The organism is Shimia sp. (assembly GCF_039969785.1).
Classification (GTDB): Bacteria; Pseudomonadota; Alphaproteobacteria; order Rhodobacterales; family Rhodobacteraceae; genus Shimia.
Genome location: NZ_JBDVNC010000015.1, coordinates 1 through 11,933, shown reverse-complemented (window position 1 = coordinate 11,933; position 11,933 = coordinate 1). Strand labels below are relative to the sequence as shown.

At 51.0% G+C, this 11,933-nt stretch carries 9 protein-coding genes and 2 pseudogenes; 10 read left to right on the top strand and 1 reads right to left on the bottom strand.

Translation table 11 applies throughout. The annotated features are described in order from the left end of the window. Positions 1-122: 122 nt before the first annotated feature. The 10 genes and pseudogenes from ABJI08_RS06585 to ABJI08_RS06540 all read left to right on the top strand — a co-directional run. Positions 123-431, top strand: coding sequence for a DUF3467 domain-containing protein (locus ABJI08_RS06585; protein WP_348401029.1), 309 nt, complete (start codon positions 123-125; stop codon positions 429-431). Positions 432-514: 83 nt separating this feature from the next. Continuing rightward, positions 515-2,296 carry a GAF domain-containing protein gene (locus ABJI08_RS06580; protein ID WP_348401028.1) on the top strand — a complete coding sequence of 594 codons (1,782 nt, stop codon included), beginning with the start codon at positions 515-517 and terminating at the stop codon, positions 2,294-2,296. A 12-nt stretch (positions 2,297-2,308) separates the two neighbouring features. Beyond that, positions 2,309-4,456, top strand: a complete 2,148-nt coding sequence (locus ABJI08_RS06575) for a PqqD family peptide modification chaperone (RefSeq protein ID WP_348401027.1) — start codon at positions 2,309-2,311, stop codon at positions 4,454-4,456. After that, a complete protein-coding gene (locus ABJI08_RS06570) occupies positions 4,449-6,455 on the top strand; it encodes a DEAD/DEAH box helicase (protein WP_348401026.1) in 2,007 nt (668 codons plus the stop codon). Before ABJI08_RS06575 ends, ABJI08_RS06570 begins: the two co-directional genes overlap by 8 nt. Before the next feature lie 194 nt (positions 6,456-6,649). After that, positions 6,650-7,225, top strand: coding sequence for a hypothetical protein (locus ABJI08_RS06565; protein ID WP_348401025.1), 576 nt, complete (start codon positions 6,650-6,652; stop codon positions 7,223-7,225). Between the two features lie 92 nt (positions 7,226-7,317). Then, on the top strand, positions 7,318-8,103 hold the full coding sequence (locus tag ABJI08_RS06560; protein ID WP_348401024.1) for a hypothetical protein: 786 nt from the start codon (positions 7,318-7,320) through the stop codon (positions 8,101-8,103). Continuing rightward, positions 8,090-9,148, top strand: a complete 1,059-nt coding sequence (locus ABJI08_RS06555) for a radical SAM protein (protein ID WP_348401023.1) — start codon at positions 8,090-8,092, stop codon at positions 9,146-9,148. Before ABJI08_RS06560 ends, ABJI08_RS06555 begins: the two co-directional genes overlap by 14 nt. Before the next feature lie 104 nt (positions 9,149-9,252). After that, entirely contained in the window at positions 9,253-10,041 is a 789-nt protein-coding gene (locus ABJI08_RS06550; RefSeq protein WP_348401022.1) for a SapC family protein, read from the top strand. A 12-nt stretch (positions 10,042-10,053) separates the two neighbouring features. Continuing rightward, positions 10,054-11,568, top strand: a complete 1,515-nt coding sequence (locus ABJI08_RS06545; protein ID WP_348401021.1) for a tryptophan halogenase family protein — start codon at positions 10,054-10,056, stop codon at positions 11,566-11,568. 41 nt (positions 11,569-11,609) lie between these two features. Beyond that, positions 11,610-11,782: pseudogene (locus ABJI08_RS06540) on the top strand (IS6 family transposase); the annotation flags it as partial. Positions 11,783-11,812: 30 nt separating this feature from the next. Here the strand turns inward: ABJI08_RS06540 and ABJI08_RS06535 are convergent. Continuing rightward, positions 11,813-11,933 (bottom strand): annotated as a pseudogene (locus tag ABJI08_RS06535) (IS3 family transposase); the annotation flags it as partial.

The following is an 11,933-nucleotide window of genomic DNA, read 5'->3' as shown; positions in this document are numbered from 1 at the left end:
CCAGAGCTAAAATGTCGGGCTTCTATTGTTTATTTCACTTTGGAATTTTCTCTTTGGTGGTCTAGGCTTAGCTTTATCGGCGCCGGTGGCACCGTGGGAGATATCAGGGAAGGACGCGACGAATGGCCAACACCAAGGATGACTCTGAAGCTAGTCAGGATCGCAAGCAGTCAACTGTCGAATGGAATGACACAGCGATGCAGACGACTTTTGCGAATGTCGTCAATATTCAGGGTACCCGAGAGCAGGTCGAAGTGTTTTATGGAACAAATCGAACTTGGGATGTGAATAACGATGGGCCAGTTCGTGTTGATCTGACCAATCGGGTCATAATGACGCCATATGCTGCGAAACGCATGCATCAGATTTTGACCGGAGTATTACGTGAGTATGAAGCGCGTCATGGCGTTCTGAAAGTTGACGATAAGTGAGCGAAAGCACTCAAGCCACCGCTGAATCCTCGCAGCAGGTTACAATGCTTGAGGGCGGTCTGTGGCGTCAATTGACGCGCGCAATGGGATCTGAAGCTGCTGCCAAGTCATGGGCTCCGCTTATGTATTCGCAGATACAGCAGGCCGAATTGTGCTGTACGTTTATCAAAAACCCAGAAGATGGCCGCTTGAGAATGACGGCAAATTGGCCCGAAGCGCGTTTGGCGACTTCTGCAACGCTGGCAGCCGCCGAAGAGGCGGTTGCCGGAAATCATGGCGTGGTTCGGGGCTATAGCGAAGACACGTTTGGTGAGTTGGTGGCAATTGCTGCGCCGTTGGCGCTGGATGGCACGCCTTTGGGCGCAGTTGCCATTGAATTTCTACCGGAAAGTAATACCGATTTAAAGACTGCGATGCGGCAACTGCAATGGGGGGCCGCCTGGTTGCGGGATCATCTGCGGCGCGAAGAGGCTTTTGAGAAAACCGCCCGCTATGAGATGGCAATCGAAGCTCTGGGCACGGTTGTCACGGTGGCAGAAAACGAAGATATCGCCACGGCGGCAAGGGCGGCGGCCACAGATTTGGCGACGCGATTTGGATGTGATCGGGTTTCTATTGGGTTCCGTCGTTTGCGGGGCGTTGCTGTCACCGCAATTTCGCACTCTTCCCAGTTTGGCAAGCGCATGAACCTTGTGCGTCAATTAGGGGCCGCAATGGACGAAGCCGTAGATCAACGCGGCGTGGTGCTTTTTCCCAGTGACAACATTGAGCCTCCCCGCGCGACGCATCGTCATGAAAAGCTTGCTCAAAGTCATTCAATTGGCTGGGTGCTGACTGTCCCCCTTTTTGCATCTGATCGCTTTATTGGTGCGGTTGTTTTTGAACGGCCAACCCAAAAGCCATTTTCTCAAGACGAGACAGAATTACTGGAAGCCGTTTGTACGGTCATTGCACCTGTTCTTGAAGAAAAACGGCGAAATGATCGGTGGTTGGTCTCGAAGTTTTTCGAAATTCTTGGAAGTCACATCCGGCGCCTCGTTGGACCGGGGCGGTTCGGGCGAAAATTGTTTGTAATTGCTATCGCTGCGCTGGCCATTTTTTTCTGGTACGCAAAAGGGGAAGACCGCGTGGCCGCAAACGCGGTCGTAGAAGGAGAGCTACAACGCTCAATTGCTGCGCCTTTTGACAGCTACATCGCCGAGAGTTTTGCGCGGGCAGGTGACTATGTAGAAAAAGGCGACCTTTTAGTGCGACTGGATGATCGTGAATTGGCATTAGAAAGGTTGCGCATATCGAGCGTTCTACAACGTCAAAAAATCGAATTTGACCGTGCCCTGGCAGAGGGAAACCGTGCGCAATCCTCAATCTACCGCAACCAGATCAAGCAGTCAGAGACTGAGATTTCACTCGTGGACCAACAACTGGCACGGACGCGACTGACTGCGCCCTTTTCGGGATTGGTGACATCGGGAGATCTCTCTCAATCCATCGGATCAGCGGTTGAATTGGGGAGGGCGCTTTTGACGATTACCCCAACTGAGAACTACCGCATCGTCCTTGGAATTGATGAAGCGCGCATCGCCGATATTAAGCGAGGATTGGCGGGCAGTTTGCTTGTTACTGCTTTGCCTGAGGATAGCTTTGACATTCAGGTCACCAAAATCACACCCGTGGCCGAATACGGTGATGGTGCAACGACATTTCGGGTCGAAGCGTCTCTTGATGGCGAACACACCAGTCTGCAACCCGGCATGGAAGGGATCGCAAAAGTTGATATTGGTGAAAAACGTCTGATTGCGATTTGGACCCGGCCGATGGTGAACTGGGCCAAGTTGTGGGCGTGGCGCTGGCTGAATTGGGAATAGAGAGGGCGATCCATGGCTAACGCGTCTTTTCTGTCTCAGAACTGGTACCGGGTTGCTCCGTTACGTCCACGTTTGCGCAGCCATGTGGAAATTCACCGACAAAAATTTCGTGGACAGGTTTGGTACATCGTGCAGGATCTGCATTCAGGTAAGTATCATCGGATCAGCCCTGCAGGAAACTTTATTGTCAGCCTGATGGATGGTCGGCGCAGTATGCAATCGCTGTGGGAGGCGGCCTGTGACCGGTTCGAAGATGACCCTCCATCGCAACCCGATGTTATCGGGCTGTTGGCGCAGTTACATGCCTCTGACCTGATCGCCGGGGACGTACCACCTGACTTTGTCGAGATGGGGCAAAGATTTCACGATCAAAGCCAAAAAACCTTTCTCTCCAGATTGCGAAATCCATTGGCACTTCGGTTTCCATTGATGGACCCGGATGGGTTCCTGGATGCCACGAACTGGCTGGTGCGCCCAGTTTTTTCGGTTTGGGGATTTCTGGCCTGGTTGGCATTGGTGGTGACTGGGGTGACCCTTGCCGTCATGAACTGGCCTGAATTGACCGATAGTGTTGCGGACAAAATCCTGTCGGCAGAAAACCTATTCCTTATCGCGATTGCCTATCCAATGATCAAGGCTATCCACGAGTTGGGGCACGCGTATGCGACCAAGGCCTGGGGTGGTGAGGTTCATGAAGTAGGTTTCATGTTGTTGGTGTTGATCCCCGTCCCCTACGTAGATGCATCATCATCAGCGGCATTTCCCCAAAAGTCGCGACGCGCAGTCGTCGGCGGTGCGGGGATTATGTGCGAACTTGCTTTGGCAGCTATAGCGATGATTTTCTGGGTGAATGCAGAGCCGGGACTGGCGCGCGCCTTTGCGTTTAACATTATGCTGATTGGTGGTGTGTCCACCCTTTTGTTCAATGGAAACCCGTTGCTTCGGTTCGACGGCTATTTTGTTTTTGCTGACTTGATTGAAATTCCCAATCTGGGCCAACGTTCCAACAAATACTTTTGGTATCTGGTGAAAAAATATCTCCTGGGGATCAGGACTGCTGACAACCCGGTCACTGCAAAAGGCGAACGCGGTTGGTTTTTGTTTTACTCAGTGGCGGCCTTTTTGTATCGCGTGTCGATTTCCATTGGGATTTCATTGTTCATCGCCTCAAAACTGTTTTTCGTTGGTATTCTGTTGGCAATCTGGGCTTTGTCCAACGTATTCGTTTTCCCCGTTTTCAAGGGGCTTAAGTTTGTATTGACGTCCGGATCGTTACGCGGGCGCAGGGCGCGAGCGGTGACTTTGACGGCATTGATCATCGCTGTTCTTATGGGGGGAATAACTGCGTTCCCGGTTCCACATGCGACCATGGCGGGCGCGGTTGTATGGTTGGACGAGGATGAAATCCTGCGTGCCGGAACCGATGGGTTTATTTCTTCGGTCGGACAGGAAGACGGGCAGGTTGCGAAGGATGCAATCTTGATGAATATGTCCGACCCCATTTTGGATAGTCAGACGAAGCTTGCAGAAATTCGATTGCAGGAAATTCAGCTGCGTTTGGCAAGTGTTGTGACGCGGGATCTGGTTCAGAGCGAGCTTTTGCGCGCACAAGAGCGTCACCTCAAAGGGCGTTTGGCATTGTTTAACGAAAGAAAGAATGCCCTGGTGCTTCGGGCCGCGCGCAATGGGCGCGTGCTTATCCCAAATGCTCAAAACCTGAAGGGTCAAATGGTTCGAAAAGGCGCTGTAGTGGGCTATTTACTCAAAGGGCAAAACATGCGGCTTTTGGTGGCCGTTCCTGAGGATGAAGCAGACCTGGTGCGCAATGAACTTGAGACTGTGGATTTGCGCATGGCAGACCAGTTGGATCGCCCCATTCCGGCCCACATTGTATCTTCGGCGCCTGAAGGCCAACCTATTCTTCCATCACCTGCCCTGTCGACAACGGCAGGTGGCAGCATTGTTCTGGATCCTGCAGACCCCGAGCAGCGACGCACACTCGAAACACTGTTTCTTTTTCAGATTTCGCCCAATCACCCTTTGCCCACGACCTTTGTCGGTAGTCGTGCAATTGTGCGGTTCGGGCATGGCAATGAACCGCTGGGTCGCAGAATTTATCGCGGATTGCGTCAGTTGTTCCTGAGGCAGTTCAATGTTTGATGGCGAACAAACCAGCCTAATAACTCTGCCCCGCCTTGAAAGTTATGCGGAACGCCCGGACGAACAGGATACAAAGTTCGACAAATGGGGGGCCAGGGCGTCAGGTGTTTTCAAAGCGAAATTCAGTTCGTTGAGGGCGATCAGGTTAAGGCGGATATTGAAACACGTTAAGCGGCACGAAAAACGTCTTTCCGAAGAAAGTGACGCGAGCTTGAGGCAATTGGCCGAACATCTCAGGGTCAGTTTGCAACAGGCTGTTGTACAGCCTGAGTCGTCAATCGCCTGTGTCGGCGAGACCTTTGCGTTGGTCCGTGAGGTATCTTTCCGAACTCTTGGACTAAAACACTATGACGTTCAGGTGCTGGGAGCGTGGTCCATGCTCAAAGGGCAGATCGCTGAGATGCGCACAGGTGAGGGCAAAACACTTTGCGCGACGTTGGCCGCGGCCACGATGGCATTGGCGGGGCGTCCGGTGCATGTCATTACAGTGAATGATTATCTGGCACAGCGCGACGCCGAGCTTTTGCAGCCGCTTTACGATTTTCTGGGCTTGTCGGTCGGCGCCATCCTTGAAGGGCAGCAATACGAAGAGCGTCACGAGATCTATAAGAGTGATATCGTACATGGATCCAATAAAGAGATCGCCTTTGATTACTTGCGCGACAGGATGGAGTTGCGGAAAAGACCGGGGAATCTGCGTCGCAAAATAGAAAGCTTGTCCGAAGGCAATCTTGCGCCGGAATTGCGAATGAGAGGTTTACACTTTGCCATTGTCGATGAGGCTGACAGCGTCTTGATAGACGAAGCTCGAACGCCTTTGGTGATTTCGGGGCAGGTTGCAGATGGTGGACTGGTCGACGCCTCCATGTTGCGCACCGCAATGACTGTGGCAGAGCAACTTGAGGAAGGGGTTCACTATAAGATCCATCATAATGAATCCCGGGTTGAGATAACGGAAGACGGCGAGATCTTTCTCGAAACTGTTGGCGAGCGCAGCAAAGGGGCTTTTCGGGTTGCGGCCATCCGGGATCACGCGGTCATGCAAGCTTTGACGGCCATGCATCTGTTTCATCGGGACGCCGCCTATATCGTCCGCGACGGCAAGATTCAGATCGTTGACGAAAATACGGGTCGTGTCATGGAAGATCGCAGCTGGTCCGAAGGTTTGCACCAGCTGGTCGAAATCAAAGAGGACCTTGAACTGACCGAACCGCGCGAAACGTTGGGTCGGATTACATACCAACGATTTTTCAGAAGATACGAGTCCTTGGCCGGCATGACCGGTACGGCGCAAGATGCAGCCTGGGAATTTTGGTCCGTCTATGGACTGGCCATCGCAAGGATCCCGACAAATCGACCTGACGCACGTCGTTTCCTGTCGGACCGGGTGTTTGGATCAGAAGAAAAGAAACTTCGGGCTATCACCAAACAGGTTTCGGCTCTAAACAAGAAAGGTGTTCCGGTCCTGCTTGGTACCCGAACTGTTGCGACCTCTGAAAAAATCAGCGAGCACCTTTCTGAAGTCGGCATTGCTCATCAGGTTCTGAGCGCGGCGCAGGACGCAGATGAAGCGCATATTGTCGAGCGCGCGGGTCATCACGGGACCGTCACTGTCGCGACAAATATGGCGGGCAGGGGGACCGACATCAAATTGGGCTCCGGTGTGTCCGACCTTGGGGGACTGCATGTGCTGCTCTCCGAGAGACATGACAGTCGGCGTGTTGACCGGCAATTGGAAGGCCGTTGCGGTCGCCAGGGGGATCCGGGCATCGTGCAGGCATTCTTGTCTCTTGATGATGATTTGATGCGACCCAAAAGCGCGCGCTTGCATCGTTGGGTGGCGCGCTCAACTCTTGTCTTTGCGCCAGCTGTGGCAGGGTTAATGATACGTTGGCGTCAAAAAACAATAGAGCGAGTTCATGGGAGAATGCGGCACGACTTGCTTGATGCGGACAGCAATCTCGGGAAATTACTCGCGTTCTCTGGTAAGCTAGAGTGATGATGGCTGAGGTTCTCGAAAATATTGAAGTGCGATCACGATTGTACGCAGGTCTTGTGGACATCGACCGCCCCTTACTTATTGAGCGGTCGGTGAAGTCAATCGGATCGGAGTTGCGATCCGGGCGATTTCTGATCAGTTTTCCAAGAACTGCGCTGGGTCCGGGACCCAGCAGAAAGTTTTCGGACATTTGTATGTCTCTGAATGCTCCCGAGGATGGGTTTTGCGATATCGACGCTTTGCAGGCAAAGGCTGACGTTATTCATTTTGGATACGAGCCAGAGGCAGGTGCTGAAATGTTGAAATGCTATCTGGAATTTACGACCCCTCTTAGGCAGCACCCCCAAATGAGATTTTTTGCTCTTAAATGGCGCCAAGATGGGGCATGGGCGCATTCAAAATATAAGTTATGCGAAGGCTTTGACATGGAAACGCGCAAAGCAATTCTGGAAACGCATATTGAGGCGGGGCCGCAATGCGATGTAATGGTCGGGTTTTCGGAACAGGTTGGTCAAGATGCGCCGTTCCTAGAGGTGACTGAACCGGGAAATCCACGGGTTTCAGTCGATTTAAACCTGACCAGCATGTCGAAACGCATTGGTGAATTGACCAACGCATTGCAGTTGTTATTGGGCAAGCAGGCGATCCCGTATTTGGAAGAATATCGTGACGACAAAGTTGGCCATGTCTCGGCAGGCATCGCCCGAGATCAGCGTGCGTTTTCGACTGTGTACCATGGTGCGGAATTCATGCACGGAGATTTGGCATGACGTGGTCCTTGTCCGAGCAAATCAGGTCGGCGTCACCTAACGATCCGTCGTTTGATTATTGCTTGTGGCCATATCGACCTCCACGTGAACCCATGTCTGACGGCTGGCAATCATCAGCTCTTTTATACCATTCGTTTGCCGTCGCCGGTGTGTCCGAAAAAATGGTTCGTTTCTGCAAGGCTCTGCAATTTTCCGTCGGACCCTTTAAGACGGTTTGGGGGGTTAAACACGCAAACGGCCGAATGAGCTGGGAATTCTATTTCTATGATTACGCGCGAATGGAGCGCAGTTTTTCAACGGCTGACTTTCGCGATCTTGCCAAAAACTACGTGACACTGGATGTTCCCGTTAACGACACACAGCCCTATTTTATGTTTTCAGTCGAGGTGGGGGCTGTGGAAATTGATCAGGGCGCGCCGGTTACGCAATTGGATTTGTACCTTGGAAACCCTGGCAGCGAAGTATCTTCAGGAATTTGTTATGGGCTAACCAATGCTGGGATGGAGATGCGTAACTTTTACTTTTTCTTCGATGCCTTGAAACATGCGCACGATATTCGTGAGAAAGTTGTTTCAAACGCTCACGTTCCATTGAACAAGCTAGACCTGAACGACATTATTTGGCCGAACATGACAGAAGCACAGACGATCGTTGTGGCGAACAAACGTCTGAATGACGGACTGTATTTCTCCAGAATCCCAGTTGAGAATCTTTTGTTGTTCATGAAACGGTTGGATTTTCCAGGCGAACTTCAAACGTTTGCATCTGCGAACGCGCATCGCTTTCAGCATGTATTGTTCGATGTGGGATACGATTATGATTTCAATCAGGATGATGGGGTAAGGTATTTGAAAGGCAGCTATTATGGGCTCCTCTGACATTCCTGAAAGCGATCCGGTTCTGGACGCGATTCAATTGGTCAATGTTGAAGGCGTCCGTGCCGGGGTAACAACTCCATTGCAACAGCAACGCGAACGGCCGCGTATTTCACTACGTGATCACGAGAAATACATCTCACTCACGATGGAGTTCAGGTGCAATCTTAAGTGTGTGCATTGTATGATCGAGGGCACGATGGATGATCTGCAACCGACTCCGGACCAGCTGTTCCAGCAGGTTTTGGAGGAACAACGCAGATCCAATCGGTGGCAAGGGTTAGTCCTGACAGGATCAGAGATTACCTTGCACCGGGATCTTCCCAAGATGGCGGAGCAAGCCAGGCGCGCAGGATTTGACCGGGTAAGAATTCAGACCCACGGGATGCGGCTCGGGAAAACGGAGTATGCGGATACCCTGCTTGATGCCGGCGTGAATGAGTTTTTCGTTTCAGTCGCCGGAGCAGGCGCGATCCAACACGACAAAATCACGCAGGTTCAAGGTGCGTGGGAGCGAATGCTGGCTGGCATGGAGCACCTAGATGGAAAGCCGGATGTAAAGCTCCTTACCAATACTGTTGTGACGTCTTTAAGCTTTCGGCAATTGCCAGAGATAGTCACTTTACTAGGCGATCTAAGAAGTTTGGTGCAAATGGAGTTTTGGAACTATTGGCCGATGTCGGAAACAGACGAAAAACAGCTCTGTGCCTCGAACATGGACACACTTCCATACCTGAGAGAGGCTATTCAACGAGCCCGTGACCTTGGTCGATACGTCGAGGTGAAGAACTTTCCTGAATGCTTGTTGACTGATTTTGGCGATGCAGTCGTGAATGCCCAACCTACTTTGGTTATCGACCCGGCATTCTGGAAAGAGTTTGACCGTAACGGCTTCTATCAGTGTCGCCATCAAGAACAATGCGCGTCGACGGAATGTCTTGGCCTCAACACAGCATATATCGAGAGGTTTGGCTGGGAATCCGAGATTTTGTCACCGATCTCGAAACAAACGAATGAAATGTCGAATGTTGAAGGCGAAAATATCTAAAACCTTGCAAACATGGATCAATATGGTTTGATGACAAGCGCGTTTCGACATAAGCTGATGTGCTTACAAAACTTTATCAACAATAAACAGACGGGGATATTTGGGTGACCAAACAATTGATGATCTATGAACGGGCTGTGCCAATTTCTTCCGAACGCCACAAAGACTGGTCAGTTCGCACCGGTGTGGATTTCAGCTTTGCTAAGAACGTAAATTCTGTTCCTTTGGTCGCTGCTGAATTCATTGCCGCGTGTCAGGACTATACGGTTGTTTTTGCAGGGGATGCAGAAACGGTGTTCCCAAGCATCATTCTGGGCATGCGAGATAGCGAAAACAATTATGTGGACGAAAACGGTGCTTGGACCGGAAGCTACATTCCTGCTTTTCTTAGACGGTATCCGTTTGTGTTCGCGTCTTCAGATGATAACCAAACATTTACGCTTTGCCTGGATGAAGAATTCGAAGGCTTCAACAAGGATGGTAAAGGGGAACGCATGTTCGATGCAGAAGGCAATCGGACACAATTTCTCGAATCCATGCTGGCGTTTGCCCAAGAATACCAAGCTTTGTTCCAGAGAACTCAACTGTTTTGCAAACGCCTGAAAGAACATGATCTTCTTGAGCCAGCACAGGCGCAGTTTAATTTGGCTGATGGCGAAAAAGCACAGCTATCTGGGTTTTTCACAATCAGTCGCGAAAAGCTCAAGGCGCTAGGCGCCGAGACGCTGGCTGAAATGGCCAAAACGGATGAGTTGGAACTTTGTTATGTTCACCTGAACTCGCTTAACAACCTGACACCAATGGCACGCCGGGTGGCCGCGAAACAGGCGGCAGAGACCGAAGATACCGCAGGCAAAGGCGCTGCAAAGACAAATTCCAAAGCGGATAACTAGGATATTTCGCTTATGAAGGTCGTCATTGTCGGAGGTGGTTCAGCGGGCTGGATCACCGCGGCAACCCTCGCTTCGAGGTTTGAAATCGGGGCTCATTCAGGGCTGGAAGTTACCGTCATCGCCTCGGCCAGCATACCGCGTATTGGGGTCGGAGAAGCCACGATACCAACAGTTCGCAACATGCTTCGTCGATTTGATTTGGACGAATCAGAGTTTATGCATCGATGTGATGCGACCTTCAAATACGGAATACAGTTTGAAGATTGGGCCGGTCTAGAAACTTGTTTCTTGCACCCTTTCGAGCGGATCAATACCCCCGACACGCGCAATATCACGAGCCGATGGGTTGCAGCAAAGAACCGTCAGAAATTTTCAGATTATGTGAGCGCACAAAGCCATGTAATTCGAAATAAACTTGCCCCTAGGTCAGTTGAAGCACCTGATTTTCAGGGAGAATTTCCATATGCCTATCACATGGATGCCGAACTTTTTGCCGACCTTTTACAGGAAAAAACCATGCAAAGAGGTGTTCAGTATGTAGAAGGGGAAGTGGCAGAAATCCGGCGTACGGACGGGGGAGCAATTGCCTGTTTGGAACTTGTAAATGGGCGAGCAATTGAGGCTGATTTCTTTGTGGATTGCACGGGTTTTGCTTCAATTCTCTCAAATGATGATGAAAATGAGTCAAATTGGGTCGATCAGTCTGGTTCTTTGCTTTGTGATCATGTTGTCACTCTGAGAGTTCCTGAAGACCCCGAAACCTTCGCGCCGGAAACCTTCACGATATCAAAGGCTCTTTCTGCTGGCTGGTGCTGGGAGATTGGCTTACGCAACAGAAAAGGTTTTGGATATGTCTATTCCTCAGCGTTTTTGAGTGCGGAAGATGCAGAGAAAGAGCTGCGCGCGCAACTTGACCTTCCAACGCTGGACGTTGATGTGAACCATTTGGAATTTCGGGTGGGGCGGGTAAAGGCCGCGTGGCAACAGAACGTCGTCGCAATCGGCCTTTCAGCCGGGTTTCTCGAACCTCTGGAATCAACAGGCTTGTTTTTGGCTGACTATGCGGCCCGATGCCTTTGTGAGATGTTTCCCACCCATTCAGGTGCTGTGTCTTCCCACGCCTTATCGACGCGATACAATCAATTGGTTTCGGAAATGCACGATGATATTTTTGATTTTATTACAATGCATTATCATGTTGCAAAGCGCCGAGATACGCAATTTTGGAAGGCGGCATCATCACGAGATAGATTAAGCGATCGCCTGAAGATGCTTCTAGGTATCTGGGATTTAAGACCCCCAAGTTTTTCTGACTTTTCTCTTCGATACTCTCCATTCACCCATCAGAACTACGAATATATTCTCCTCGGGTCTGGATGGGCTCCAGACAATATAACCATCGAAATTGACAATTTGGATGTGGCTTCCTCAGTTTTGAAAAGACAGGCCAATTTGAAAACAGGTTTACCGCTCCAAATTGATTTCTTGAAGGTGCCTTGTCAGAGCGATGGGGCGTTGTCAGACTAAACCGACTTGAGACGGGTAAAGCGGCTTCATAGCGTGCCGTCATGACCAAACGTTCTCCTTTTCGCTACTTCAAAACCAGCCCTGAGATATCCGCCTTGCGGTGATGATGTATGCCCGATTTCCGCTTTCGCTTAGAAACGTGGAGGATCTTCTGCATGAACGCGGCGTCGATGTGAGCCACGAAACGATCCGTTTTTGGTGGAACCGGTTTGGCCCATTGAGTTGCCCCCCGAGGCACCCTCATTCATAACGAGAGTTTGCGGGTATTGATTTCATAATCGTCGGTTTCGTTTTGGGCAAGCGCGTCGTGCGCGGAGCCCTCAAATTGCTCGAGCGCTCGACGCGCTTCAGCGGGTGTTTGGTTG